Origin of the sequence: Marinomonas sp. TW1 (assembly GCF_001625355.1) — a bacterium.
Classification (GTDB): Bacteria; Pseudomonadota; Gammaproteobacteria; order Pseudomonadales; family Marinomonadaceae; genus Marinomonas.
Genome location: NZ_JSEE01000008.1, coordinates 86606 through 113256, shown reverse-complemented (window position 1 = coordinate 113256; position 26651 = coordinate 86606). Strand labels below are relative to the sequence as shown.

22 protein-coding genes are annotated in these 26651 nt (G+C 45.9%); 15 read left to right on the top strand and 7 right to left on the bottom strand.

All coding sequences use genetic code 11. From position 1 onward, the window contains the following. Window positions 1-95: 95 nt before the first annotated feature. From hydA to OA79_RS08930, 3 genes are all read right to left on the bottom strand, one after another. Window positions 96-1535: a dihydropyrimidinase gene (gene hydA / locus OA79_RS08940; RefSeq protein ID WP_063332887.1), complete on the bottom strand. Its 1440-nt coding sequence runs from the start codon at window positions 1533-1535 to the stop codon at window positions 96-98. Window positions 1536-1698: 163 nt separating this feature from the next. Continuing rightward, entirely contained in the window at window positions 1699-3183 is a 1485-nt protein-coding gene (locus OA79_RS08935) for an NCS1 family nucleobase:cation symporter-1 (RefSeq protein ID WP_197465378.1), read from the bottom strand. A gap of 116 nt (window positions 3184-3299) precedes the next feature. Continuing rightward, window positions 3300-4547: a Zn-dependent hydrolase gene (locus tag OA79_RS08930; protein ID WP_063332885.1), complete on the bottom strand. Its 1248-nt coding sequence runs from the start codon at window positions 4545-4547 to the stop codon at window positions 3300-3302. Window positions 4548-4811: 264 nt separating this feature from the next. On the opposite strand from OA79_RS08930, the gene OA79_RS08925 reads away from it, so the two are divergent. From OA79_RS08925 to OA79_RS08885, 9 genes are all read left to right on the top strand, one after another. Beyond that, window positions 4812-5453 (top strand): TetR/AcrR family transcriptional regulator, encoded by a 642-nt coding sequence (locus tag OA79_RS08925; RefSeq protein ID WP_231908844.1) that lies wholly within the window; start codon window positions 4812-4814, stop codon window positions 5451-5453. A gap of 260 nt (window positions 5454-5713) precedes the next feature. Beyond that, window positions 5714-6862, top strand: coding sequence for a 7,8-didemethyl-8-hydroxy-5-deazariboflavin synthase CofG (gene cofG / locus OA79_RS08920; protein WP_156486242.1), 1149 nt, complete (start codon window positions 5714-5716; stop codon window positions 6860-6862). Beyond that, entirely contained in the window at window positions 6859-8073 is a 1215-nt protein-coding gene (gene cofH / locus OA79_RS08915; protein ID WP_063332882.1) for a 5-amino-6-(D-ribitylamino)uracil--L-tyrosine 4-hydroxyphenyl transferase CofH, read from the top strand. Before cofG ends, cofH begins: the two co-directional genes overlap by 4 nt. Next, window positions 8073-9032 carry a 2-phospho-L-lactate transferase gene (gene cofD / locus OA79_RS08910; protein ID WP_063332881.1) on the top strand — a complete coding sequence of 320 codons (960 nt, stop codon included), beginning with the start codon at window positions 8073-8075 and terminating at the stop codon, window positions 9030-9032. The genes cofH and cofD overlap by 1 nt, the downstream gene beginning before the upstream one ends. Then, on the top strand, window positions 9032-9700 hold the full coding sequence (cofC, locus tag OA79_RS08905) for a 2-phospho-L-lactate guanylyltransferase (RefSeq protein WP_063332880.1): 669 nt from the start codon (window positions 9032-9034) through the stop codon (window positions 9698-9700). The genes cofD and cofC overlap by 1 nt, the downstream gene beginning before the upstream one ends. After that, entirely contained in the window at window positions 9693-10466 is a 774-nt protein-coding gene (gene cofE, locus OA79_RS08900; RefSeq protein ID WP_063332879.1) for a coenzyme F420-0:L-glutamate ligase, read from the top strand. Before cofC ends, cofE begins: the two co-directional genes overlap by 8 nt. Continuing rightward, on the top strand, window positions 10463-11155 hold the full coding sequence (gene npdG, locus OA79_RS08895; RefSeq protein WP_063332878.1) for an NADPH-dependent F420 reductase: 693 nt from the start codon (window positions 10463-10465) through the stop codon (window positions 11153-11155). Before cofE ends, npdG begins: the two co-directional genes overlap by 4 nt. 53 nt (window positions 11156-11208) lie before the next feature. Next, on the top strand, window positions 11209-12210 hold the full coding sequence (locus OA79_RS08890) for a TIGR03842 family LLM class F420-dependent oxidoreductase (protein ID WP_063332877.1): 1002 nt from the start codon (window positions 11209-11211) through the stop codon (window positions 12208-12210). Window positions 12211-12469: 259 nt separating this feature from the next. Beyond that, window positions 12470-13132 carry an AbiV family abortive infection protein gene (locus OA79_RS08885; RefSeq protein ID WP_156486241.1) on the top strand — a complete coding sequence of 221 codons (663 nt, stop codon included), beginning with the start codon at window positions 12470-12472 and terminating at the stop codon, window positions 13130-13132. Between the two features lie 79 nt (window positions 13133-13211). Here OA79_RS08885 and OA79_RS08880 read toward each other — a convergent pair whose 3' ends face one another. Next, window positions 13212-14021: an amino acid ABC transporter permease gene (locus OA79_RS08880; protein ID WP_063332875.1), complete on the bottom strand. Its 810-nt coding sequence runs from the start codon at window positions 14019-14021 to the stop codon at window positions 13212-13214. A gap of 114 nt (window positions 14022-14135) precedes the next feature. Continuing rightward, entirely contained in the window at window positions 14136-14924 is a 789-nt protein-coding gene (locus OA79_RS08875) for a transporter substrate-binding domain-containing protein (protein ID WP_063332874.1), read from the bottom strand. A gap of 191 nt (window positions 14925-15115) precedes the next feature. On the opposite strand from OA79_RS08875, the gene OA79_RS08870 reads away from it, so the two are divergent. The 6 genes from OA79_RS08870 to greA all read left to right on the top strand — a co-directional run bounded on the left by OA79_RS08870 (window position 15116) and on the right by greA (window position 22108). Then, on the top strand, window positions 15116-15964 hold the full coding sequence (locus tag OA79_RS08870) for a hypothetical protein (protein WP_063332873.1): 849 nt from the start codon (window positions 15116-15118) through the stop codon (window positions 15962-15964). Between the two features lie 24 nt (window positions 15965-15988). Further along, the gene (locus tag OA79_RS08865) at window positions 15989-16459 is read left to right on the top strand and encodes a GNAT family N-acetyltransferase (protein WP_063332872.1); all 471 of its coding nucleotides are present in this window, start codon (window positions 15989-15991) and stop codon (window positions 16457-16459) included. Window positions 16460-16463: 4 nt separating this feature from the next. Further along, window positions 16464-17015: a DJ-1 family glyoxalase III gene (locus tag OA79_RS08860; protein ID WP_063332871.1), complete on the top strand. Its 552-nt coding sequence runs from the start codon at window positions 16464-16466 to the stop codon at window positions 17013-17015. A 250-nt stretch (window positions 17016-17265) separates the two neighbouring features. After that, complete coding sequence (carA, locus tag OA79_RS08855; protein ID WP_063332870.1) at window positions 17266-18396, top strand: glutamine-hydrolyzing carbamoyl-phosphate synthase small subunit; 1131 nt, start codon at window positions 17266-17268, stop codon at window positions 18394-18396. Between the two features lie 20 nt (window positions 18397-18416). Beyond that, complete coding sequence (gene carB / locus OA79_RS08850; protein ID WP_063332869.1) at window positions 18417-21632, top strand: carbamoyl-phosphate synthase large subunit; 3216 nt, start codon at window positions 18417-18419, stop codon at window positions 21630-21632. Beyond that, the gene (gene greA / locus OA79_RS08845) at window positions 21632-22108 is read left to right on the top strand and encodes a transcription elongation factor GreA (RefSeq protein WP_063332868.1); all 477 of its coding nucleotides are present in this window, start codon (window positions 21632-21634) and stop codon (window positions 22106-22108) included. The genes carB and greA overlap by 1 nt, the downstream gene beginning before the upstream one ends. 71 nt (window positions 22109-22179) lie before the next feature. Here the strand turns inward: greA and OA79_RS08840 are convergent, their stop codons facing one another. Together OA79_RS08840 and pgi are read right to left on the bottom strand one after the other, a co-directional pair. Then, window positions 22180-24480 carry a bifunctional diguanylate cyclase/phosphodiesterase gene (locus OA79_RS08840; protein WP_063332867.1) on the bottom strand — a complete coding sequence of 767 codons (2301 nt, stop codon included), beginning with the start codon at window positions 24478-24480 and terminating at the stop codon, window positions 22180-22182. 505 nt (window positions 24481-24985) lie between these two features. Then, window positions 24986-26632: a glucose-6-phosphate isomerase gene (gene pgi / locus OA79_RS08830; protein WP_063332865.1), complete on the bottom strand. Its 1647-nt coding sequence runs from the start codon at window positions 26630-26632 to the stop codon at window positions 24986-24988. Window positions 26633-26651 lie beyond the last annotated feature (19 nt).

Below are 26651 nucleotides of genomic sequence, written 5' to 3'. Positions count from 1 at the left end.
CTTCCTAATGACCTCAATTAGGACATCAAAAAAGCGATGTGAGTGATCACATCGCTTTTTTGTGCGTCGTATTTTGGGCACCAAAGTGCGTTGAATTAACGTGCCACTGCGACCGGCTTATTCAATTCTTTGCGCTTACGTAGAGCTTCATAAAAGGGAGCGTAGGCGGGTCGATCTATGTATTTCCCTTCACCTGATTTGGCGATAAGGGTGTTGTTATGCCAAGCCAACTTGCCATTACAAATGGTCGTCTCTGGTACACCGTTTATTTCCATCCCTTCGAAAATACTGTGTTCAATTTTTGAGTGATGGGTCTTCGCGGAAATAATTTTTTTCGCGGCAGGGTTCCAAATAACCAAATCGGCATCTGCGCCCACTCGAATACAGCCTTTGTTCGGGTAGATGTTGAATATTTTGGCTGTGTTGGTCGAGGTCAACGCGACAAATTCGTTGGCGGTGATCTTGCCTTCATTTACCCCTTTTTCCCACAATACCATCATACGTTCTTCGACACCGGCAGTGCCATTTGGGATCTGGGCAAAGTTGTCTTTCCCCATGGCTTTTTGATCCGCACAAAAAGCACAATGGTCAGTAGCGGTGGTCTGTAAGGTTCCCCCTTGTACCCCTTTCCAAAGCGCATCTTGGTGATGTTTAGGGCGAAATGGTGGGCTCATTACGTGGGCGGCCGCGGTGGCCCAGTCAGGATGTTGGTAAACACTGTCATCTACCGTTAAATGACCCGCGAGTACTTCGCCAAATACCGTTTGGCCATGGTCTTTGGCATAGCGAATGGCATCAACGGCTTCTTCAGTGGAGACGTGAACCAAATAAATAGGCGCGCCTAGTGTGTTGGCGATACTAATGGCGCGATTCGCAGCTTCGCCTTCTACGGAGGATGGACGAGATAGAGGGTGAGCTTCTGGTCCGGTCATGCCTTCAGCAAGCAGTTTGTTTTGTAGGTGATACACCAGTTCCCCATTTTCGGCGTGAACGGTAGGAATGGCGCCCAGTTCAAGGCATTTTGTGAAGCTGGACACCAGAATGTCGTCTGTTGCCATGATGGCATTTTTATACGCCATAAAGTGTTTAAAACTGTTCACCCCATGTTGATCAACCAGAACTTTCATTTCTTCCGCGACGGAATCGTCCCACCAGGTAATGGCCACGTGAAAGGTATAGTTTGAATGGGCTTTTTCTGCCCAACCACGCCATTGATGGTAAGCGTCTAAAAGTGATTGTTGTGGATTTGGAATCACAAAATCAATGATGCTGGTGGTTCCTCCAGCTAACGCTGCGGCCGTGCCTGAGGCGAAATCATCTTTTGCCACTGTGCCCATAAAAGGTAATTGCATGTGGGTATGGGGATCAATGCCGCCAGGCATGATGAGTTTACCCGTTGCATCAATGGTTTCTACATCATTGGGTAGTTGACTGATGCTGCCAATTTCGACAATTTTATTGTCTTTACAGAGAATGTCGGCTTGAAAGGTTTCTTCATGGGTGACAATGGTTCCGCCTTTGATTAATAGACTCATATGCCGTCCTTTTTTCTACAGGTTTTTTGTTAAATTTGGGCAAGCGCGACCGACCAGCAAGAATGGATCTTGCTCGTTCACGAGTTGCCAGCGTTGAAGAATGGCATTGCTCTGTCTCCGTTCTAGACGGAAACAGGCAACGCCAGTGCGGTTAAATTAGATTTTATGAGGCCACAGCATCGGTTTGGTTCGCTGATGCGCTTTGTAGATTGGCTAAGATGAAGTACAGCAAAGCGCCAGTGAAAGCACCGGTAAACCAGCCATAGTTATAGAACCAGCCTAATGACGGCACATTCAAAGCAATCAGGGTGATCAATACCGGGGCAGCAAAAGCGATGAGACCTGCGTTGTTGAACGCTGGATACAAGCTACTTGGAGTATACAAGGCCACCAGATCTAAATGCTGACGTTTGATTAAGAAATAATCGACAATCATGATGCCAGCAATGGGGCCAAGTAAGCTGGAGTAACCCAATAGCCAGTTAGAGTACATACTTTCCACACTGACATCCGATTCCAACATGCCCATTTTTTTGAGCAATTCCCAGCCCATCAAGAGAATGCCGATAAGTCCTGTCAATAAGGCACCGCGAGTATGGTTGATGAGTTTCGGTGCAATGTTCTGGAAGTCATTGGTAGGCGATACTACGTTGGCCGCCGTGTTGGTTGATAACGTCGCAATCACGATTAATACCATGGCAACGGCTACCCAAACAGGGCTGTCAATTTTACCAATTAACGAAATCGGATCGGAAATGGTTTCACCGACTAATGTGCTAGAAGCAGCCGTTAGTACAACACCTAACGCCGCGAAGAAAAACATGGTGACAGGCAGACCAATAATTTGCCCTATCACCTGATCTTTTTGCGTTTTGGCATAACGACTGAAGTCAGGAATATTGAGTGACAGTGTCGCCCAAAAACCGACCATCGCGGTCAAGCCACCTAAAAAATAACCCATAAAGCCAGCGTCTTCTGGACGGTTAGCGGGTGTGGCTAAAATCTCTGTAAAGGATACCTTGCCGCCAGCCCAAACCATTAAGCCAATGCCAACAATAAGGAGCAAAGGTGCGGCCAATGTTTCAAGCCATTTGATGGATTCCGCCCCCTTGATGACGACGTACATGTTCAGTGCCCAGAAAATGAAGAAGCCAATGACTTCGCCCACGCCACCTAAGCTAGCCCAACCATCTGAGATGGCAGAGAGAAATAAGTGAATGGCCAAACCACCAAACATGGTTTGAATTCCAAACCAGCCACAAGCGACAATGGCTCGAATCAAGCAGGGGATGTTGGAGCCCACCATGCCAAAGGAAGAGCGTAATAGGACAGGGAAAGGAATGCCAAATTTTGTACCCGGGTAGGCATTCAATGTGAGTGGCACCAGCAAGATAATATTCGCAATCAAAATGGTGAACAGGGCTTCGGTAACAGATAAGCCGAAGTAAGCGGTCAGTACGCCGCCTAGGGTGTAAGTTGGCACACAAATGGACATCCCAACCCAAAGGGCGGCGATGTTCCATTTGCTCCAAGTGCGATCCTTGATCTTAGTCGGAGCAAGGTCGTCATTATAGGCTGTGCTGTTTTGCAGGTCGCTGTCGACCTCTAACTCATAAAACTCACCTTGCTTAACAGACTTGCTGGTCATTTTTGCCACCTCTTCTATTCTTGGGTTGATCGTTATTATGGAATTATTGTTTCATTCAAGGTGGGCGCTCAGTTTATTAAGCGCCCTTTCTTCATCTTGTCTCTTACGGACAAGGTTTATGCTTTTGTATGCTCTTGGGCAATTCGGTCACTGGCTTCTAACATGGTATGCAGCAGCACGTTGGCACCAGCGGCACATTCTTCTGGCGAACTGTACTCGGCTTCGTTATGACTGATGCCGTTTAAACAAGGGGTAAAAATCATCCCTGTTGGGACCAAATCCGCCATATAGCAGGCATCATGTCCGGCGCCAGCATAGATGTCCATATGGCTATAACCTAATTTCTCGGTGGCAGCTTTGACATCATCAGAAGCATTAAACTCCACCGGTGCGAAATACCAGAAGTGATCTAGATTAACGTCAAGCTCATGCTCTTTGGCAATCTTTTTACAAAAGGCTTCCAGTTCTTCATGCATGGTCAATAACACATCAGGTAGTGGGTTACGTAAATCCGCACTAAAGGTTACCTTACCCGGAATCGTATTGCGTGAATTTGGCCACACATCCATATAACCAACAGTCCCCAAACCATTTTCGTGACGATGAGCGATATTATTCATCTCTGTAACAATGGCTGAGGCCGCTAACATGGCATCCTTACGTAAATGCATGGGGGTTGTGCCGGAGTGCGAAGGACGACCGACCACCTCTACGTTATACCAGCGAATGCCTTGACCTAAGCGCACAATACCAATGGCCTTTTTTTCATCTTCCAGTATAGGGCCTTGTTCAATATGTGCTTCGAAAAATGCACCCATATGACGACTGCCTAATTCCATGTCGCCTAAGTAGCCAATGCGTTCCAACTCATCGCCGAGACGAATGCCATTCACATCAGTTTTATTCAATTCCGCGTCTAAGTCGAAGCGACCGACATAAGTGCCAGAACCTTGCATAGCGGGCTGGAAACGAGAGCCTTCTTCGTTAGTCCAAACAGAGAACTCCATCGCCGTTGGTGTCTCTATCTGGTTTTCATGAAGGGTTCGTAATACCTCAACGCCCGATAGCACACCAAAGACACCGTCGAACTTACCGCCAGTGGGTTGAGTATCAAGGTGGCTACCCGTACCGACGGCTGGTAAATCGTTATGGATACCAGGTCTACGAGCAAAAATGTTGCCAATTTTGTCTATTTCCACAGTACAGCCACAGGCTTCACACCAAGACACAAAAAGATCACGGGCTTGTTTATCTAAATCCGTTCCGGCTAAACGATTACAGCCGCCTTTTTCGGTGCCGCCAATTTCCCCCATTTCCATTAACGTATCCCAAAGGCGTTGTTCGTTAATTCGAAGGTCTTGCATGGCCGTCTCCTATTACCGTTAAATACATTTACCAAAAGGTAAAAAAGCTGAATAAAAAATTTTGAACTTGTCTTTTCGGTCAGCAATAACTAGGCCAAGTTTTTAAATGACACTGTCTTGATTCAGTGAAACAAAGCCATATTAATAGCCATAAGCGTTCTCAAAATAACGCTGATAAATTAAAAATTAACCTTTAAAAACATATATTTGTGATATTTTAGAAAAGCGGTTAAAGACAAATAAAAGGTGGAATAAAGTTTGGTAGTGAAAAAACAGAAACAAACGAAGCAGTCTATTAATCGACAAGAATTGGAAGCGAGAATTTTACGCTCAGCGGAAATTGTTTTTGCTGAGAAAGGCTATAACGGATCGTCTATGGAAGCCATCGCCGCGGTTGCTAAAATATCCAAGCAAAATCTAATTTATTACTTTTCAAACAAAGAGTTACTCTATAAACGAGTGCTCAAAGAGATGCTTGATATTTGGATTGAAAAGCTGTCTTTTCTTGAAAAAGACGGCGATACACCAGAGCAGGTTATTCGTCGCTACGTCCATGAAAAAATGCAGTTATCTCGCCTTTATCCGAACGGTTCGAAAGTGTTCGCTCATGAAATTATTAGCGGTGCACCAATGCTAAAGGACTATCTAGTGAGCCATTTAAAACCACAGTTTGAACGTGATGTTAAATTGGTTAAGTCTTGGATTAGTAAAGGATTAATCGCTGATATTGACGCTGAACATTTGTTTTTTACCATCTGGGCTGCAACACAAACCTATGCAGATTTTTCCCTGCAAATGGAAGTGTTATTGGTGAAGACATCATTAGACGAAGATGATTTTGAGCGAGCCGAGTCAGCGGTCACTGAGTTTGTAATGCGCGCTCTTGGTGCCAAAAAAATAAATTAAAATTCTTTCTTACTTCATTTCTTTCACATTCCCACTCGGCTGGTGAAAAAATAGTCAGCCTAAAACCTTCAAAAAAGTACGTCTTTTCATGATCTTAACCATTTAGTTAACTTTTTGTTTAACTAAACTTTAATTTAATGGCGCAATTTTAGTGCGCAATTTGCACTAAAAAAAACAATTTACTACCACCAAAATGCTTGTTATTAATTTTTATACCAAATGGTAAAAAAGTTAATTTCCTGACCTAGAGTGGAGTGAATATGATCTCTGTTACCGAAGCCATATCTTATGAGTTTGCGACTGGGCCAGACTTATACGCACTCTGCCAACAGGCGGCAAATACCCGTGATCAAGCTTGGGGAAACGCCATCAGTTATTCGAAAAAAGTCTTTATTCCTTTGACGAATATGTGTCGAGACACTTGCGGCTACTGCACTTTTGTTCAATCACCAGATTCCATTCACGCGAACTATATGACGCCTGAGCAAGTATTGAAAACCGCACAAGAAGGCGCGGCTTTAGATTGCAAAGAGGCGTTATTCAGTTTGGGTGAGCGTCCTGAACTGCGTTATCAAAAGGCGCGCGATAAACTGGCTGAGTTGGGATACGACAACACCCTAGACTACCTCCATGATCAATGTGCCAATGTGCTTGATAACACCAGTCTATTGCCTCATGTGAACGCAGGGGCTTTAACTTATGCTGAATTGAAACGTCTAAAACCCGTGGCCGCGAGTATGGGGATGATGTTGGAAAACGTCACAACAGAGTTACTCAAACAAGGCCAAGCCCATTACGCCTGCCCGGATAAAACGCCAAAGCGGCGTTTAAATACTCTGGAATATGCAGGCCGTTTAGACATCGCCTTTACGACGGGGATTTTGATTGGCATAGGGGAAAGTTGGGAAGACCGAGTACGCAGTCTGGCGGCCATTCGTGACTGTCATCTGGCATACGGCCATATTCAAGAAGTCATTATTCAAAACTTTCGTGCCAAGCCAGGGACGCAAATGGCGGGTTGCCAAGAACCGGATCTGGATGACATGAAGCGAACCATTGCTGTGGCGCGACTCATTCTGCCGAGTGAGATTAGCCTACAGGCACCGCCCAATTTAGAAGAAGAATATGGCAGCTACCTTCATGCAGGCATCAATGATTGGGGGGGCATCTCTCCATTGACCAAAGATTTCATTAACCCTGAAAGAGCTTGGCCGCAAATCAGTAGTGTCGCGAAAGCCTGTGAAGGCTTGGGGTATTCATTACATGAGCGACTGACCATCTACCCTCGCTATCAGCAAGCGCAGGGCAAATACCTGACTGAAAACCTAATACAACGAGTGGCGTCCATGTCGGCGTCATCTTCGTCATCTGCTCACTCTCTTTGTGCTACAGGAGGACTTGTCGCATGAGTCTAAATACCATCAATGAAACCCCGACCCCTGAGGCGATTGTTAGATCCCACCCGCTGAATTTGGCGGTTCAGACGATTTTGAATAAAGCGATTTTGGGCGAGGAGCTGAGTGTCGACGAAGCCTGTGTGTTATTTGCAACCGAAGGTGACGAAGCGCAAGCTGTGTTAGCGGCGGCCGACCAGGTGCGAGAACGACGTGTTGGTAATACCGGTAGCTTTGTGGTGACTCGCAATATTAATTTTACCAATGTCTGTTACATGGGTTGTCGTTTTTGTAACTTTGCGACGGAAAAAGGCAGTAAAGACGCGGAATTTTTAACGGTTAAGCAAGTGGCAGACCGTGCTGAAGAGGCTTGGCAGCGTGGCGCTACCGAGGTTTGTATTCAAGGCGGTTTGCACCCAGACATAGACGCAGATTATTACCGGAATTTGGTCATTGCCGTCAAAAAACGTGTACCAGAAATTCATATCCATGCCTTTTCACCGTTTGAGATTTGGTATGGCTGTAAAAAAGCCCGTCTTGAGCCGGAAGTGTTTTTGTCCGAGTTAAAAGCCTTAGGCCTGGGTTCTATGCCGGGTACCGCTGCAGAAATTCTGGATACGGAAGTACGTAAACAGCTGACCAAGAACAAACTGACCACAGAAGAGTGGGTGCGCATTATCCGTGCTGCGCATTCAGTGGGTGTGCCGACGACGTCGACGATTATGTACGGTCATGTGGATCAGCCGATTCATTGGGCGAATCACCTCAAATTGCTGCGCGATATTCAAAAAGACACCCGCGGTTTTACTGAGTTTGTGCCACTTGGTTTCATCCATTATGAAACCCGTTTATATAAGGATAATCCAGACAAGGTTCGTCCCGGACCAACTCGAGATGAACATTTCAAAATGCACGCCATTGCTCGTCTTATGTTGCAAGGCTACATCGACAATATCCAAGCTTCGTGGGTGAAAATGGGACCGGATGTTGCGGCTCAAATGTTACGTTCCGGCGCCAACGATCTGGGCGGTACCTTGATGAATGAAAGCATTTCCCGTGCGGCTGGCGCGACGCATGGTCAGGAAGTGATGCCAGAAGACATGGTGGCCAATATTGAAGCGGCGGGGCTAACTGCGATTCAGCGTAATACCAAGTATCAGACGGTGAGAGATTATAGCCAAGATCCAGTGCAACCGAATCGTATTGCGATCCAAGGAGTGGCGTAATGGCTGGGTTAAATATCACCTTGTTAGCTGGTGGAGTGGGTGGCGCTAAAGCAGCAGAAGGGCTGGCATTTGGACACTATTCACAAGCGGTAAAAGTGATTGGAAACGTCGCCGATGACGATGAATTTCATGGTCTTTGGGTCTCTCCAGACATTGATACTTTGATTTATTCTCTGGGTGATCAAATTGATCGTCAGCAAGGTTGGGGACGCAAAGGCGAAAGCCACCAAACCTTAAAAGAGCTTGCGGCGTTGGGCCAAGATACTTGGATGACCTTGGGGGATTTGGATCTGGCGACGCATATTTACCGCTCTCAGCTAAGAAAGCAAGGCGTCAGCATGAGTGACATTACGCAAAGGCTCGCAACGCGACATGGGGTGAATCTGCCGATTTTATTACCAACAGACGATACGTTGCAGACTCGTGTTAAGACACCCGCTGGTTGGTTGTCTTTCCAAGAATTCTTTGTTCGCGAGCACTGTCTGCCGGAGGTGATTGAAGTGGCTTATCAAGGGGCGGATCAAGCGACCCCCAATGCCGCGGCCTTAGCTCAATTATCCGCCAGTGATGTCATTGTTATTGCCCCCAGTAACCCTGTGGTTAGCATCGGAGCGATTCTGTCTATTCCCGATATTCGTCAAGCGGTTATCGACAGTGATGCCTATGTTGTGGCGGTGTCGCCCTTGATCGGAGGAAAAACGGTTAAAGGTCCCGCAGACAAAATGCTGGCAAGCGAAGGGAAGAGTGTCGATTCAAAAGGCATTTACGATTCTTATCAGGGCTTTTTAGATGGCATGGTGATTGACCCGCAAGATGCACAAGAAGCGGATTGGCTGCTTGCGCAAGGCGTGGATGTCTTAGTAACGCCAAGCTTGATGAAAGAACGTGATGACAAAGTGAGTTTGCTCGATCAAGTAGTGGCTTTTGCATTAGATAAACAGGCAAAGAGGGCCGCTTGATGAAACCAAAAGTGAACAATCTTTGTGTGGTGATTCCGATGAAATCACCTGCTAAAGGGAAGCAGCGTTTGTCGTCGAACTTGCCTGCGGAGGCACGCGAGAGCTTGTCTCTAAGCTTGTTTGAAACGACATTGCAGTTTTTCCAGCGCCATTTTCCTGAGTTGGACATGTTGGTGGTAAGTGAGTCATTGGATGTCCTTCGGTTGGCGCAAGATTACCAAGCCAACAGCTTATTTGATGACGGTGAAAAGGGCTTGAATGGGGCCTTACGGTTTGCCTGTGATTGGGTGAAGCAGTCTGGCTACGATGGTCAGTTGATCATCCCGAGTGACATTGCCATGCTGGAAAAATCTGAGATTCAGGCCTTGTTAAACGCAGGGTTAGAAGCCCATGTGGTCATTGCTGTGGCCAAAGATGGTGGTACCAATGCCTTATTCACTTCTCCGCCGGATGCCATTGAATTTGAGTACGGTTGTCACTCTGCGGTAGCTCATCAAACCAATGCACAAATGCAACAACTCAGTTGTCGAAGTCTGCATTTGACCCACCTGTCGTTGGACATTGATCAAAAGGAAGATTTGTCGCTGGCGTCACGTCGTCAACCCGAACGTTTCCAGTTTTGGCATAAGTCACTCATTGCTCCCGTTAAGGAGGCCCGATATGCCTGATTCTATGAGCATGTCTCGTTTGATGGGGTTACCGGATTACCAAGCAGGTGATGATCTGGCGCAGAGCATTATTGATACCTTATCGACACAAAATCAAAGCTTGCAGCAGGGCGATATTCTGGTGATTGCACATAAGGTGGTATCCAAAACAGAAGGGGCTTGTGTCTATCTATCTGATGTAACGCCCAGTAATGACGCCATTGAACTGGCGAAAACCGTGAATAAAGACCCACGCAAAGTAGAAGTCATCTTATCTCAGTCGAATCGTATCGTTCGAGCAATGAAACGACCAGATCAGCAAGAAGGCGTGCTGATTGCAGAACATAAAAAAGGCTATATCTGTGCCAATGCCGCTGTGGATGAATCCAATGCGGATCAACCTGATCAGCTGATTTTATTACCTGAAGATCCAGATAAAAGTGCGACCGTATTATGCCAACGTTTGGAAGCACATTTTCAATGTGAGTTAGGCGTGGTGATCAGCGATACCTTTGGTCGCCCTTGGCGCTTAGGTCAAACCAATGTGGCAATTGGTTTAGCCAATGTTCCTGGGGTCATGTCTATGTTGGGAGAAGTCGATGCTTTTGGTCGTCCGTTGAGTGTTACCGCTCCGGCGTTTGCCGACGAGCTGGCGGCTGCGTCCGGTCTTTTGATGGAAAAAAGTGCTAAGTCTCCAGTGATTCTTTTTCGAGGCTTAAATTGGCCAAAAACACAGAGCTCAAGTCGAGACCTTATCCGTTCACATAACGAGGATTTATTTAGATGAGTGAAAAAAACACAGTCGCTATTTTAGGTGGCACCGGTCCACAAGGTAAGGGATTAGCCCTGCGTTTAGCCCAGGCTGGTGTGCATATTGTGCTTGGGTCGAGAGACGCCAGCAAAGCTCAACAGACCGCCATTGAATTAACGGAACAGCTCAATGGGCTGGGCGTAACCGCTCAGATAACCGGCGCCGATATGGTAAAAGCCACTGAAACGGCTGATGATTTGGTGATTCTATCTGTGCCGTATGCGGGGCATGATGAGACCTTAACAGCATTGGCTTCGTCATTAATCGGCAAAACCCTAGTGGACATTGTTGTGCCTCTGGCACCGGGCAACCCAAAAGCCGTAGAGATGCCGGTTGAAGGTTCGGTGACGGAAGCTGCGCAAGCCTTGTTAGGCGATGACATACCGGTGGTCGGTGCGCTGCATAATGTGTCTGCCATTACGCTAAACGATTTATCGCGTCCCATTAATTGCGACATTCTAGTCTGTGGCAATGATTTGGCCGCGAAGAAGCGGGTGATTCAATTATGCCAAACCATGGGCACGCAAGCCTATAACGCAGGATTGGCTGAGAGCGCTCGATGCATCGAGGCGTTAACGCCCATTCTGATTCGTCTGAACATTTCAAAGGATGTGCCTTTTTCCCATGCAGGGGTGCGCATTTGCCCACCAGAGCAGGCGCATTAAGGTTTTATCTTACAAAAAACTCATACTAAAAATGATCACAAGAGGAACTTACTATGGAATTCGGCATCACCTTTAAAGGCTTTGTCAGCCCAGATCGGGCACGCAGTTTGGTACGTCAGGCTGAGGAAGCCGGTTTTACTTACTGTTGGTTTTACGATTCTCACATTTTATGGCGTGAATCATTTGTCGCCATGGCCATGTGTATGGAACACACGACAAACATGCGATTTGGCCCTTGTGTGACCAACCCTAATATTCGTGATTGGTCTTTGTCTGCTAGCTTATACGCCAGCTTAGCGCATCAAAGTAATGGGCGTTTTGATATCGGTTTAGGACGTGGTGATTCATCCATGCGGGTGATGGGAAAAAAACCGGCCACATTGGCTCGTTTGGCGGAATTTACCACGAAAGTTAAAGCCATGGTCCGAGGGGAAGAAGTGGAATACGGCGAATGCCCAGAGCCGGTCAAATTGCCTTGGGCGACAGGTTATGAATTGCCTGTTTGGATTGGTGCTTATGGGCCAAAAGCCTTAGCAACCGCAGGGCAAGTAGGAGATGGTTTGATCCTGCAGATTGGTGATCCAGACTTGGTGAAATGGTTTAAAGATCAGGCCATTGCAGCGGGTAATGAAGCGGGGCGTGATATGTCTAACTTTAAAGTTCAAGCTGCCGCTCCCGCTTACTTTGGTGACATGGACTACTGCATTGAACACACCAAATGGTTCCCTGCTATGGTGGGTAACCATGTGGCAGATATTGTTGAGAAATACGGCAGCGATTCAGGCTTAGTGCCAAAAAGCTTAACGGATTACATCGAAAAACGTCGTGGCTACGATTACTCGAAACATGGTCAAAGCGACAACCCATTCTTAGATTTCATCACCGAAGATATCGTGAAAAGCTTCTGTGTATTAGGTACACCAGAAGATCACATCGCTAAGATCAAAGATCTTGAAGCGGCGGGAACCACGCAGTTCAACATCTATCTAGACAGCGGCGACGAAGAAGACATTATTGCCAAATACGGTGCTGAGATTATTCCAAAATTTCGTTAATGAATGACCTTAAAAGGCGAAAATGGCCAACTCATGGAGTTGGCTTTTTTTGTTTTACCAACATGCCTCTTATCTTGAACTTGTTTGTGTGGACGTTCTAAAGCCTTTTTAAGATCAATGAATAACGAGGTCTTTAGTGGATAAAGATTCAGTTTACGGCTGGCTTGTGTTGTATCGGGGTGTTTAAAAAATAGTCAAAATGGCGGAAAACTTAGCTGTTTCTACTAATATTTAGAAAGAATGGCCGTGTATGCCGTGATTGGAAAGTAAAACTTTGGGAGAGCTTATGTCATTCAACCTTAATCAAATTGATGAATATATGCTGGCTCTCATCGTAAATGCTAAGGCGTTATTAAAAGAGTCTGAAGTTTTGTTTGAGCATAAAGCCTTTGCTCGTTCTTACACGCTTTCTCATATTGCCAGGGAAGAAATTGTGATGAGCAAGATTTTGTATGCCACGGCGCTTAGGATGGCATCGGGAATAGACGTGGATTGGAAAATGACGATGAAGAGATTACAAGATCATCAATTAAAACTTAAACAAGAGATCACCGAAAATTCCATTTTAGCGGCGCTGTTAGAAGGGCAAGGCGATTTTATTAAAATGGCTGGGAGTATGACGGTATTGCCACATCAAGCACATAATATGAAGAGTCACTCTCTTTATGTTGATATTGCTGTGGATGGCGAAATGAGTGATCCCAGAAAAGTGATTAGTAAACGTTTGGCCGAGCGTAATATTGAGTTGGCGTGTCACGCGATTGATGAAGAGGCTTCCGCCCAAGCTAAAATAAGAAAATTATCCACGTTAAAAGACCGCAAGAGAGCCGATTCTCCCGCAGCTAATAATATGAGCTTCGAAGATAAAAAAGCATTGATTAAAAATGTGGTGTCTTTTTTAGTGAAGCATTCTGAGCAATGACATAAACAAGATGGTTCGCCTGCTTATCTGAATAGGGCCGTATGAGAGTGTTTGCATCTTTGCGAGCGGTTTCCATGGTTTAATGATGATCGTTGCGCCTCAGGTGGGCTTCAAAAGCTCGAATTAAGAGGGATAAACTGAGGGTCAGGGTTAAGTACATGAAAGCGACGACGTTATAGGTCTCAAAGAACTGAAAAGTAGATGAGCTATAGACCTTAGCGAGCTGAGTGATGTCTTGAACACCTAGTACGGACACCAAGGCAGAGTCTTTGATCATGGCGACAAAGTCATTGCCTAATGGCGGCAATATCTTGCGCATGGCTTGTGGCAAGATGATTAGGCGAAATCGCATCCAGCTGGATAAACCAAGAGACTGTGCGGCTTCAATTTGGCCTTTGCTGACCTCTTGAATACCGGCACGAAAGACTTCCGCAATAAAGGCACTGTAACTGATGGATAACGCTATAATAGCGCGCCAGAGCATATTGAAATCACGCGTTCTAGCGGTTTCCAACCAGCCAGCTTCAATGGGCCATTGTAATAGCCAATTGTAGAGGTGGACCATTTCGCTTGCGCCAACAAAGGCGATGTAAAACAGCAATACCAATACCGGAATGCCACGAAAAATTTCCACATAAAAACGAGCGAACTCTCGCAGAATACGCCATTTCGAAAAACCGGCTAGGGCGATGAGCAAGCCTATGGCGCTGGCTAATAGGAAAGCGACTAAGGTGACGCCAATGGTGGTCAATAATCCGTTACTTAATGCGCCTGCGATCTTTTGATAGCTGTGGTTTGCCACCATGTTCCAGAGCAAGACTATGCCTATGATAATAGTAGCAATAAGCCACCAAGGAGTGCGATCTAAGGTCTTTTTAAGGGGCATCATATTTCAGTTGTTGATCATAATAAAACCTCACCGACAAAGGGTTTTAGCCGATGATTGGTGAGGTGTTGGTCATGTTACGGCGGCGTCATAGTCGCTTAAACGATAACAGGTGGATTATTGGTTATAGTCGAAAAACCATTTCTTGTTTAATGCATCTAAAGTGCCATCTGTCTTCATGCTTCGAATTGCCGCATTCACCGGCTCGACTAGGTCCGATCCAGGTGTGAAAATAAAACCGAAATCTTCTGTGCCGAGTGGGCCGCCGACAATTTTAAACGCGCCAGGGTTAGCGCCTATGTATCCGCGTGCCGATGTGGCATCCATTAGGACACTGTCAACGTCACCGGATTTCAAGGCTTGAACGGAAGCCCCAAACGTTTCTAATAAAGTGATGCGAGGGTTGTCTTCATTACCATCTAACACATCGTATACGGCCACATAGAAGTTCGTGGTGCCAGCTTGTGCTCCAAAGTGTAGGTCGTCATTAGCAGCAAAACTTTTGGCATCGCTAAATCGATCTTCGTCCGCTCTGACTAACATGAACTGTTGTGAGGTCATGTAGGGAATGGAGAAATTAATTTGCTGAGCTCGTTCGGCATTAATGGTAATGCCATCCATGCCGATGTCGTATTGACCTTGTTTCACGGCTTGGATCATGGCGTCCCAGCTGCTTAAATGCCACTCAATATTCGCGTTCAAGCGTTTTCCTATCTCATTCATGGCATCGTATTCCCAGCCTATGCCTTGCCCTGTGTTGGCATCGACAAAATTCAGCGGTGTATAGGCGTTTTCGGTAACGGCTAGAATAGTACGGCCTTGAAGATCGGGGAGAGCAGCAGCTTGACTTGCACTGGCGATAAATAAGCTAGCCACTAAAGCCAAACGGGACAGCAAAGAATGCATGATGATTACCTTTTAGAGAAACGGTTGAAAGGGCACTATCGATTTGATATTCGTTGAAGATTATACACCTTTGTCCCATTCGACACTATGCGGAACCGCCTGTTCGGTAGCATCTAAGCAAGGAAACGCGTATATTCTGGTTATTCTAAATAGTCCTAATTTACCACCGCCACGGATGAGTCATTCCTATTATGAGTAATCGCTTACGCGAATTATCGTCACAGCATGCGTTTCAAACCCAGTGCCTTGCACAAATGGGGGTGGTGACTTGGCTGAATGGTGTGGAAGATGTTGTGGGGCAAGTGTATCTCCCTGCGCAACCTTGGCAAGCTCAAGGCAATGTGTTGACGGACTCTAAAACCCTAGACGAGACGCTGTCGCCTGTTTCTGAGCATGATAAGGTGTCCGGCTTCTCGGCCAAAGCGGCTCAGCCTCCTGTGATGTTAGATCCGCAAGAGAAACAACAGTCTGTTTCCAATTTGCGTGAGCAGTTAAATGCAGCGCCTGAAATCATTGTGGAAGACTTGCAGCCGATTGAAGAGTTGGCGGTCGATATCGAGGTGGCGACGGACATTCATTTGACCCAGGTATCGTCGATTGAGCTTAGAGCGTATGCCTTGTCGAGTAAGTTGTTAATTTTGAGTGATGTGCCGGCGGTATTTTCGCAGCAAGAAGAAGTGGATCAGTTGGCGTTGAAAATGGCGCAAGCCTTATTAAAAGACCCTGTTGAAAACTGGCAGCGCTATGCATTTACTTGGCCGGGCACATTGAAAAATCCGCACTTTTTAAATCGAACCGATTGGTTGATTGGCGCGTTGGAATCCTCAGTCCAGCGTTGGACTCAAGACTTTTTACCTGAGGCTAAGTTGGTGTTAGCGGGCAGTAAAATTGCCCAGTTAATGGACGATTTACCGAACAGCAGTCCTTTAAAATCCTATCCAACGGCTAGGATTGTGAGTTTATCTGAGTTACATCGAATTCCTGAGTTACGGAAGGAAGCTTGGAATAGCATGCAAACGAGTTTCTTTTCGTCCCATTAATACAATGAAATGTGGCGTCTATCTATGAATTCTACCTATATGATTCGTCCAGCTGTTGAATCTGATGTATTAGGTCTCGAACACTTGGACAAACATTCAAACCCTCATCCTTGGGGCCCCACCTTAGTGGCTGATGCTTTGGAAGTTCGCATAAATTGGGTGATGTGCCAAGCACAAAGTCCCAGCACCATCCTTGCTTGGCTGACCGCCTCTAGATGTGTGGATCAATCTGAGCTGGAGCTGATTTTGGTGGATTCCAGTGTGCGTCGACAAGGGATCGCTAAGCAACTGGTGGGGCATTGGCTAGACAGTTTGAACCAACAAGGCGTTGCGGAATTTTTATTAGAAGTTCGGGAATCAAACTTGGCGGCGATGCATTTGTATGAGGCTCTGGGTTTTGAGTTAGTTGGGCGCCGTAAACACTATTATCAAACAGAGACGGGTCGTGAAGCGGCTTGCTTGTATACATTAGTTACCCCTGTTGGAAGAGGATAAAAAAATGACCCAAGTATTGGTACCAGTCGCCAATGGCAGCGAAGACATTGAAGCCATTACTATTATTGATGTGCTGAGGCGTGGCGGTGTAGAGGTAACGGTTGCCAGTGTCCACGAAACAACGGATGTGACCTTGGCGCATGGTTGTCAGTTGACGGCGGACTCTCTGTTGAGTGAGCACGCCGAAAAAATGTTCGATGCCATCGCTTTACCCGGTGGCATGCCAGGGGCTGAGCACCTTCGTGATTGTAAGATGCTGGTGGATTTGTTGGAAAAACACGATATTCAAGATGCCCTATTGGCGGCGATTTGTGCATCGCCAGCATTGGTCTTAGGCACGCATGGTTTTGTCGTGGACAAACAAGCGACGTGTTACCCAGGTTTTGAATCGGGTTTAACCGGCGCAGAATATTTAGCGGACGAACCTGTGGTGATGGATGGCAATATTTTAACCGCGAAAGGACCAGCCGTTTCCATGGCGTTTGCACTGACTTTGTTGGCAAATCTCAAAGGCTATGAAGAGGCACAAAAAGTCGCTGATGGTCTGTTGTGTTAAAGAATATTTATTCTTGACCAAAGGGTTAGTTAAAAACCGTAAAAATAGGCTGTTTTTCACCATATCAGCCCCATTCTTAGGTGGACGGTTAAGCCAGTTCAGAGTAAAATTAGGCAGATTTTTTGAACGCGAGATCCATCTACATTTTGACGATGGATAGACGGCAAAAACGCAATTTCTTAAAAGCGAGATGGGCCGCCGGTTCGTCTCGCTTTTTTGCAACCTGATAGGCTCTAAACGGGAGGTTCCTTTGGCAACATCAGCGATTCTAGCTCTGGAAGACGGCACAATTTTTAAGGGCGTGTCGATCGGAGCGGATGGCTCCTCAACCGCAGAGGTGGTATTCAACACCTCAATGACTGGTTATCAAGAAATTCTTACTGATCCTTCCTATGCTCGACAAATGGTCACTTTGACCTATCCACATATTGGTAATACAGGTGTTAACTCTGAAGATGAAGAGTCCAACCAAGTGTGGTGTTCGGGTTTAATTATTCGTGATTTACCTTTAATGGCCAGCAGCTGGCGTAAAGAAGAGACGTTGTCTGACTACTTAACTCGCAAGGGTGTGGTTGGTATCGCGGATATTGATACTCGTAAATTAACACGTATTCTTCGCGAAAAAGGTGCACAAGCTGGTTGTATCATGGCTGGTGATAACATCAACGAAGAAGAAGCCATTGCAGCGGCACGTGCCTTCCCTGGTCTAAAGGGAATGGATTTGGCAAAAGAAGTGACGGTACAAGAAGCTTACCAGTGGACTGAGTCTACTTGGGATCTTGTTAAAGGTCACACCACACCAGAAAACTCCGAATTTCATGTTGTTGCCTATGACTTCGGTGTAAAACGAAATATTCTACGCATGCTGGTTGAGCGTGGTTGCCGCTTGACAGTTGTACCAGCGAAAACACCAGCCAGTGATGTGTTGGCTCTGAACCCAGATGGCGTTTTCCTATCAAACGGACCTGGTGACCCAGAGCCATGTGATTACGCAATCACCGCAATTAAAGCGATTTTAGAAACCGATGTGCCTGTCTTCGGTATTTGTCTTGGTCACCAATTGTTGGCGCTGGCCAGTGGAGCTAAGACGAAGAAAATGAAGTTTGGTCACCACGGTGCCAACCACCCAGTTCAAGACATCAAACAAGGTACTGTGATGATCACTAGTCAAAACCACGGTTTTGCAGTGGATGAAGACAGCTTGCCTGCCAACTTGGAGATGACTCATAAGTCTCTGTTTGATGGCTCTTTGCAGGGAATTAGTCGAACCGATAAGAAAGCGTTCAGCTTCCAAGGTCACCCAGAAGCGAGCCCAGGGCCACATGACGTTGCGCCTTTGTTCGACCAATTTATTGACAACATCAAAGCCTCAAAAGCCTAAAAGGAGCGGAACGAAAGATTATGCCAAAACGTACTGACATAAAAAGCGTCTTAATTTTAGGTGCCGGCCCAATTGTAATCGGTCAAGCCTGTGAGTTTGATTACTCAGGTGCGCAAGCCTGTAAAGCCCTGCGCGAAGAAGGTTTCCGCGTTATCTTGGTGAACTCTAACCCAGCTACCATCATGACGGATCCAGTGATGGCGGATGCCACTTACATCGAACCGATTGAGTGGAAAACCGTTGAAAAAATCATTGAAAAAGAGCGTCCAGATGCGGTGTTGCCAACCATGGGTGGGCAAACGGCATTGAACTGTGCGCTGGATTTAGAGCGTCATGGTGTTTTAGAAAAATACAATGTTGAAATGATTGGTGCGACCGCGGATGCGATCGACAAAGCAGAAGACCGCAATCGTTTTGACCAAGCGATGAAATCAATTGGCCTAGAATGTCCTCGTGCTGGCATCGCTCATAACATGGAAGAGGCCTTGAAAGTACAAAGTGAAGTAGGCTTCCCTTGTATCATTCGTCCTTCTTTCACCATGGGCGGTACCGGTGGTGGTATCGCTTACAACATGGAAGAGTTTGAAGAAATTTGTACTCGTGGTTTGGATTTGTCGCCAACCAATGAATTGCTAATCGATGAATCTTTGATCGGTTGGAAAGAATACGAAATGGAAGTGGTACGAGACAAAAAAGACAATTGTATTATTGTTTGTGCCATTGAAAACTTCGATGCCATGGGGGTTCACACGGGTGACTCCATCACAGTGGCACCAGCACAAACTTTGACGGACAAAGAATACCAAATCATGCGTAACGCTTCTCTAGCGGTATTGCGTGAAATTGGTGTTGAAACCGGTGGTTCGAACGTACAGTTTGGTATGGACCCGCAAACGGGTCGCCTCGTGGTCATCGAAATGAACCCTCGTGTGTCTCGTTCATCGGCTTTGGCATCCAAAGCGACGGGTTTCCCGATTGCCAAGATCGCGGCGAAATTGGCCATTGGTTACACGCTGGATGAGTTGCAGAACGACATCACTGGCGGTCAAACACCAGCGAGCTTTGAGCCTGCGATTGACTATGTTGTGACTAAGATTCCTCGCTTTACCTTTGAGAAATTCCCAACGGCGAACGATCGACTTACGACGCAAATGAAGTCAGTGGGTGAAGTGATGGCGATTGGCCGTAGCTTCCAAGAGTCTTTGCAGAAAGCCCTACGTGGTTTGGAAACCGGCTCTGACGGTTTTAATCCTCAGTTGGACATGGCAGAAGAAAACAGCAAAGAGAAATTGTCTCATGAGCTGCAATCTCCTGGCGCTGACCGCATTTGGTACATTGGCGATGGTTTCCGTGCAGGTATGACGGTTGACGAATTGTATGCCGTGACAGGCGTGGATCCTTGGTTCTTGGTACAGATCGAAGACTTGATCAAAGAAGAAATGACCTTGTCTAACAAAGGTTTGTCGGACATGACGTTTGACGTGATGCGTCGCTTGAAGCGTAAGGGCTTCTCGGATGCGCGTCTTGCGGATTTGCTGCAAGTGACTGAAAAATCCTTGCGTGAGCGTCGTTATTTGTTGGATGTGCATCCGGTTTACAAGCGAGTTGATACTTGTGCCGCTGAGTTCGCGACAAATACCGCCTACATGTATTCTTCTTATGAAGACGAGTGTGAAGCCGCCCCAAGTGACAAAGACAAGGTCATCATTTTAGGTGGTGGGCCTAACCGTATCGGTCAAGGTATCGAATTTGATTACTGTTGTGTGCACGCGGCGCTTGGTTTGCGTGAAGACGGTTACGAAACCATTATGGTGAACTGTAACCCAGAGACAGTATCAACGGATTACGACACATCGGATCGTTTGTACTTTGAGCCGGTTACCTTGGAAGACGTATTGGAAATCGTGCGTACTGAGAAGCCAAAAGGTGTGATTGTACAGTTCGGTGGACAAACGCCATTGAAGATTGCTCGTGCTTTGCAAAACGAAGGTGTGCCAATTATTGGTACCACTCCAGAAGCCATTGACCGTGCGGAAGATCGTGAGCGTTTCCAAAGCATGATCCAGCGTCTTGGTTACAAACAGCCTAACAATGCAACGGTTCGTTCTACAGAGCAAGCCATTGTGAAAGCGGCTGAAATCGGTTACCCATTAGTGGTTCGCCCATCTTATGTTTTGGGCGGTCGCGCAATGGAAATCGTCTACAACGAGAAAGAACTGACTCGTTATATGACAACGGCCGTGAAAGTGTCTAATGACAGCCCAGTATTGCTTGATCACTTTCTAAATGCGGCCATCGAAATCGACATCGACTGTGTGTCTGACGGTGAGCAAGTGGTGATTGGCGGTATTATGCAGCACATCGAACAAGCTGGGGTTCACTCTGGTGATTCGGCCTGTTCATTGCCACCTTACTCGCTGCCTGCTGAGACACAAGATCGCATTCGCGAGATGATTAAGAACATGGCGCTTGAGTTAGGTGTGATCGGTTTGATGAACACTCAGCTAGCGGTTCAAGACGGAGAGATTTACGTCATCGAGGTCAACCCTCGTGCATCACGTACTGTGCCATTCGTGTCTAAGTGTATCGGTCGTTCTTTGGCGCAAGTTGCAGCCTTGGTGATGGCAGGTAAAACTCTTGTTGAACTAGGTTTCACTGAAGAGATTATTCCTTCTTATTACAGTGTTAAAGAAGCGGTATTCCCATTTAATAAGTTCCAAGGGGTAGACCCAATTCTTGGGCCTGAAATGAAATCCACTGGTGAAGTCATGGGGGTTGGCGATACATTTGCTGAAGCCTTTGGCAAAGCGGTATTGGGTGGTGGTACAGAATTGCCAACATCAGGACGCGCATTTATCAGTGTTCGTGACATGGACAAAGAAGGTGCCGTCGCAGTTGCTCAACGTCTTGCTGAGCTGGGCTTTGATCTAGTGGGTACAGAAGGCACGGCGAAATATTTGACGGAACATGGCGTCGAAGTGCGCAAAGTTAATAAAGTGAATGAAGGTCGCCCTCACATTGTTGATATGATGAAGAACGGCGAAATTGATTACATTATTAACACCACGTCAGGCACTCAAGCGATTACGGATTCTTCTTTGATTCGTCGTACAGCATTACAGCGCAAGGTTTGTTACACTACGACATTGGCTGGCGCTGAGGCGACGAGTTTGGCTATTGGCCTAACCGGCGAAACCAAAGTCAGAAGATTACAAGATTTGCACTTGGGGAAATGATGAAAAAAGTTCCAATGACAGTAGAGGGTGAAGCTCGTCTTAGAGAAGAGCTGAATCACTTGAAAGCTGTTGTCCGTCCTCGCGTTATTGCAGACATTGCAACAGCGCGAGAGCATGGCGACTTAAAAGAAAACGCGGAATATCATGCTGCTCGTGAAGAGCAAGGCTTTACGGAAGGTCGTATTAAAGAGATCGAAGGTAAGCTGTCTGATTCACAAGTGATTGATGTTAAGTCGATTCCTGCAACTGGTAAGGTTGTCTTTGGCACAACCGTTACGCTGTATAATGTTGATACAGAAGATACGGTGACTTATCAGATCGTTGGGGATGACGAAGCGGATGTGAAAGTGAAGAAAATTTCATATGCGTCTCCTATTGCCAAAGCCATTATCGGCAAGGAAGAAGGCGACGAAGTGGCTGTTAAAATTCCTAGCGGCGAAGCGGTATATGAAATTGAGAAGGTTGAGTACATTTAAATTGCGTTAATGTGGCTGATCTTTAAAAAACCACCCTTATGGGTGGTTTTTTTGTGCTTTAAGAAGGGCAATCAGATGAAAGGGTTGTTGTCACCATTCAGTAAATGCGTATTGCTCGTCATGAATGTCTTTAAGTCATCAAGTTTTAATGGTTTAGAGAAATGATAGCCTTGGAAAATATCGCATTGTAAGTCAGCCAAGACCTGTCTCTGTTCATCATTTTCCACGCCTTCCACTACGGTGGTGATGTTTAATCTTCTAGCAATCGCAATGATGCCTTCAACCATCGCAAGGGTGTTGCTATTGGTGGTGATATCATCCACAAAACTTTTGTCTATTTTAAGCTCATCAATCGGCAACTGATTTAACAAGCTCAATGACGAGTAGCCTGTACCAAAATCGTCTAAGGAGATGCGAATGCCTTTCTCACGTATTTTCTTCATTAGGTTTTGAATGTCGATGACATCGTCAATAAAGAGGTTCTCTGTTACCTCAAGTACTAATTCAACGTGAATAAAGGTGTGTTTTTCCATCAACTCAATCAATCTATCAAAGAATTCATTGTGCTGGAATTGCCGTACTGAAATATTGATCGACACGGTCACAGGTAAGCCTGTTTCTTTTTGGATTTCCGTCATGTCGGTAAACGTTTTATCAATGATAAATTCACCAATGGGTAACATCAGGCCACAGGCTTCGGCAACGGCAATGAATTTATCTGGTGGCACAAAACCTAGTAATTTGTTTTCCCAACGAACTAAGGCTTCTACACCAAAAGAGCTACCATCACGACGAATTTGCGGTTGATACATCATGTACAGCTCATTCTGCAATAAAGCCTTTTTAAGTTCTTGTTCCATTTGTGCGCGATATTGATAAGCTTGTTTGAAGTCCTCTCGGAAGAAGGTGATGGTGTTGCGTGTTTTCTTCGCTTCATACATAGCGAGATCGGCATAGCGTTTTAATTCATCTAGATCTTGGCCGTCTTCAGGGAAGGCCGCGATACCGATACTCGCGCTTAAAACAAAGCGATAATCTCCAATTTGTGCTGGTAACGCCAAATTCTTCTGAATGGCTTTGCAGAATAGATTTATGCTGCTCTCATCTTGGTTAAACACCACAATGATGAATTCATCACCACTGTAACGCACCAGTACATCTTCTGAGTTTACTAAGCTCTGCAATCTTTCAGCAACGAGGCAAAGTACTTTGTCTCCGACTTCGTGACCGTAGCCATCATTGATGGCCTTGAAATTATCTAAGTCAATGAAGATAAGGTAATACAGGGAGTCTCTTTTCATTAAAGAGAGTTGTTGATCCAAATAGAAACGATTGTGAAGTGCCGTTAAATAGTCATGGCTTGCTTGATGTTCTAAAGCGTTTTTAATGCGTTTTTCATTGCTCGCTACGCTTCTGAATAACAAAAAAATGAGAAATAAAGAACTTGCGAAAATGCCAATGAGTACTTGTAGTTCTTTGAAAAACAAGCCCATTACATAACTTGTGTCTAATTTAAGTTCCGCCCACAAATCGTACTTGGCAATGTAGCGACTGACCGCTTTACCAGTTGGTCCTGGCTGGACACTGGTTGTGATAATTTCTAATTCGGTTTGTTTTATTTCCTGTCTACGCAGGCCTTTTTTCTGCTCTAATGTGTTGAAAGCGTGATCAAGATCGGCCTGAGGGATCTGGTAATTGTAAATATCTGAATCTATTTCATGATGAGATAGTACCATTTGGAAATAACGGTCACTGTCTCGATAGAGGTAGAGGTTACTGTTGCTTTGATTGCTCTCACCGTCGAAGAAAAAGCGGAAGCCTTTTGGGATGTTGATCACAGTAGATAAGACAAACAGAACGTTGCCATCTTGGTCCACTACCGATTTTCGTAAAGGAAAAACGACGGATTTCAGTACGTCACTTTGATAGGTTCGTCCCAACACCATTCTATTGGTTTCTAGCGTTTGCTGGAAACTGTCACGGTTTTCAGGCTGAGACAGTATGTTGAAACTCGGCGGAAGTTTCACCCCAGATGAGGCAACATACACATCACCATGAGGTAGAAAAAGACCAACCCCCAGCATGGAGTTGTCCACTTCCACAACTGAGTCCATCACATTTTGAATGGTTTCCTTGTCTGCAAGATCGCCATAGGCAATGACTTCCTTGGCAACTAAGTCGAGTAATACCTCGTACTGACGTAAAATGGACTGTATGGAATTGGCAGTAAGTGCCATGAGTCTTTTTTGTTCGGAGGTGTATTCTTCGTAGACGGTTTGATAGCTAACAAAAGTCGCCGCCCCAAAAAACACCAACCAAATGGCAGCGGTCAGATAAAAGGCCGCCCAGATATTTTTTTTGATTAAAGCCATTCATGCCTCACTCAGAATGATCAATCGACGAATACATGATACAAGTGACTGAATGGAAATTTGATGCTGGAGTAGCTGCAGCATCATCGAGTGCTTTAGCCTCCTTACTGGTATTTCACGAAATCAACAAAGTCACAAAACAAATGGCGCTGTTGATCTCACTGTCACTTCTAAAAATAACGATATTCTTGGATACGAAAAATATAGAAGCTTGGACTTGAAACGGCCACTTTATTTGGTTGCTTGTTGTGTTTTTTGTGTCGTTAAATAGTTACCTTTGGTAAGTGTGGCGAATAATACGATGGTGGTTAGAGAGGGTGCCTGTCTTGCTGATGGGTCAGTAGAACCTTTTCTGTTTTTCTATTCGAATCGTGGCTTGGAAAAACGAACTTGAAGAAAATAAGCTTTGATGAGTGTTTGGGGGAAGTTTGTTATATGGTTTATGTCATAAAAAAACACCAGCCGAGGCTGGTGTTTTTAAATCGCATTAGCTGTCCACTTTCTATTAGGCTTGAGCTTTCTTAAACGCTGTGATCAGTGCTTGGGTAGAAGCATCCAGTGCGCTGTTGTCGCTGTTGCTGACTAAGCGGTTATAGATGTCTGTGCCCAACACTTTACCCAGTTCTACACCCCATTGGTCGAATGAGTTAATCCCCCAAATGGTACCTTGAACAAAGGTGCGGTGCTCGTAAAGCGCGATTAACGCACCAACGGTCGCAGGGGTCATCTTGTCGGTTAATAGGGTGTTGCTTGGACGATTGCCCTTGATGACTTTGTGCGGTGCAATCTTGGCGATTTGTTCGTCGGTTGCTCCTGCCTCTTTTAGCTCTTGTTGAGCTTGTTCAAGGGTTTTGCCCACCATTAGCGCTTGCGACTGACTTAGGCAGTTAGCAAACAAGTGTGTGTGGTGTTCAGCAATTGGATTGTGGCTGGTTAATGGTGCGATGAAGTCAACAGGAACAAGACGAGTACCTTGGTGCAACAATTGGTGGTAAGCATGTTGGCCGTTGGTACCAGCGCCCCCCCAAATGATTGGGCCTGTATCGGTTTCTACGCCGTCACCATTCAATAGATTCGCTTTACCATTACTTTCCATGTCGAGCTGCTGAATGTGAGCAGGCATGGCGCGTAGGTAATGATCGTAAGGGATCAAGGCGTGAGTTTGAGCATTATGGAAGTTGATATACCACACGCCAAGGGCACCCATTATGACGGGTAGATTTTCTTCTAACGGTGCGGTGCGGAAATGCTCATCCATTTGGTGAGCGCCGTCTAGCAATTCGTAGAAGTTGTCCATGCCAACCGCAATGGCTACCGGTAAACCAATCGCCGACCAAAGAGAGTAGCGTCCGCCAACCCAATCCCACATTGGGAAAATGTTTTCTTCAGCCATGCCAAAATCAACCGCTTTTTTAACGTTTGAGCTGACGGCGGCGAAGTGTTTGCTTACTGACTCTTTAGAGCCTCCGTTGCTTAGGAACCAATCACGCGCTGCGTTAGCGTTAGATAAGGTTTCTAACGTACCAAAGGTTTTGGATGAGATGACAAACACGGTGGTTTCTGGGTTTACTTGTTTGAGTTTACCTGTGATGTCTGAACCATCGATGTTGGCGACGAAGTGAACTTTGATGCCGTCTTTTTTGTACGGCGTGAGTGCTTCAGCAACGACTTTAGGGCCAAGGTAAGAGCCACCGATACCGATCGATACGACGTCAGTAATCGTTTTTCCTGTATGTCCTTTCCATTCGCCGCTGTGTAATTGCGCAACAAATTTTTCCATTTGTTTTAGCGTGGCACGAACTTCCGCAAGCACGTTGACGCCATCTACCATGAGGGTGTCCTGTGCTTGGCTGGCACGCAAGGCGATATGCAGTACTGAACGATCTTCCGTATTGTTGATATGAGCACCGCTAAACATGCCATCGATGGCGTTTTTCATGCCCGCTTCATTGACCAGTTCGGTTAACAAAGACAGGGTGGTGTCATTCGCTCGGTTTTTTGCATAATCAAGGGTCCAGCCAGCCGCTTGCGCTTGATACTTTTCTGCACGCTTAGGGTCTGTTTGGAAAAGTGATGTCATATCAACAGAGGTCATTTCCTGTTGATGTTCTGCGAGTTTCTTCCAGGCAGAAAATTCAGTGGGTGAACGCATTACAATCTCCCTCGTATTT

What these genes read in the sequence shown, in the direction of transcription:
- OA79_RS08890 (WP_063332877.1), top strand. Translation starts at nt 11,209, where the DNA reads ATGGAATTCGGCATCACCTTTAAAGGCTTTGTCAGCCCAGATCGGGCA.
- OA79_RS08880 (WP_063332875.1), bottom strand. Translation starts at nt 14,021, where the DNA reads ATGATGCCCCTTAAAAAGACCTTAGATCGCACTCCTTGGTGGCTTATT.
- hydA (WP_063332887.1), bottom strand. Translation starts at nt 1,535, where the DNA reads ATGAGTCTATTAATCAAAGGCGGAACCATTGTCACCCATGAAGAAACC.
- OA79_RS08935 (WP_197465378.1), bottom strand. Translation starts at nt 3,183, where the DNA reads ATGACCAGCAAGTCTGTTAAGCAAGGTGAGTTTTATGAGTTAGAGGTC.
- cofC (WP_063332880.1), top strand. Translation starts at nt 9,032, where the DNA reads ATGAAACCAAAAGTGAACAATCTTTGTGTGGTGATTCCGATGAAATCA.
- carB (WP_063332869.1), top strand. Translation starts at nt 18,417, where the DNA reads ATGCCAAAACGTACTGACATAAAAAGCGTCTTAATTTTAGGTGCCGGC.
- OA79_RS08840 (WP_063332867.1), bottom strand. Translation starts at nt 24,480, where the DNA reads ATGGCTTTAATCAAAAAAAATATCTGGGCGGCCTTTTATCTGACCGCT.
- OA79_RS08875 (WP_063332874.1), bottom strand. Translation starts at nt 14,924, where the DNA reads ATGCATTCTTTGCTGTCCCGTTTGGCTTTAGTGGCTAGCTTATTTATC.
- npdG (WP_063332878.1), top strand. Translation starts at nt 10,463, where the DNA reads ATGAGTGAAAAAAACACAGTCGCTATTTTAGGTGGCACCGGTCCACAA.
- cofD (WP_063332881.1), top strand. Translation starts at nt 8,073, where the DNA reads ATGGCTGGGTTAAATATCACCTTGTTAGCTGGTGGAGTGGGTGGCGCT.
- cofH (WP_063332882.1), top strand. Translation starts at nt 6,859, where the DNA reads ATGAGTCTAAATACCATCAATGAAACCCCGACCCCTGAGGCGATTGTT.
- cofE (WP_063332879.1), top strand. Translation starts at nt 9,693, where the DNA reads ATGCCTGATTCTATGAGCATGTCTCGTTTGATGGGGTTACCGGATTAC.
- cofG (WP_156486242.1), top strand. Translation starts at nt 5,714, where the DNA reads ATGATCTCTGTTACCGAAGCCATATCTTATGAGTTTGCGACTGGGCCA.
- OA79_RS08870 (WP_063332873.1), top strand. Translation starts at nt 15,116, where the DNA reads ATGAGTAATCGCTTACGCGAATTATCGTCACAGCATGCGTTTCAAACC.
- OA79_RS08930 (WP_063332885.1), bottom strand. Translation starts at nt 4,547, where the DNA reads ATGCAAGACCTTCGAATTAACGAACAACGCCTTTGGGATACGTTAATG.
- OA79_RS08865 (WP_063332872.1), top strand. Translation starts at nt 15,989, where the DNA reads ATGAATTCTACCTATATGATTCGTCCAGCTGTTGAATCTGATGTATTA.
- greA (WP_063332868.1), top strand. Translation starts at nt 21,632, where the DNA reads ATGAAAAAAGTTCCAATGACAGTAGAGGGTGAAGCTCGTCTTAGAGAA.
- pgi (WP_063332865.1), bottom strand. Translation starts at nt 26,632, where the DNA reads ATGCGTTCACCCACTGAATTTTCTGCCTGGAAGAAACTCGCAGAACAT.
- OA79_RS08860 (WP_063332871.1), top strand. Translation starts at nt 16,464, where the DNA reads ATGACCCAAGTATTGGTACCAGTCGCCAATGGCAGCGAAGACATTGAA.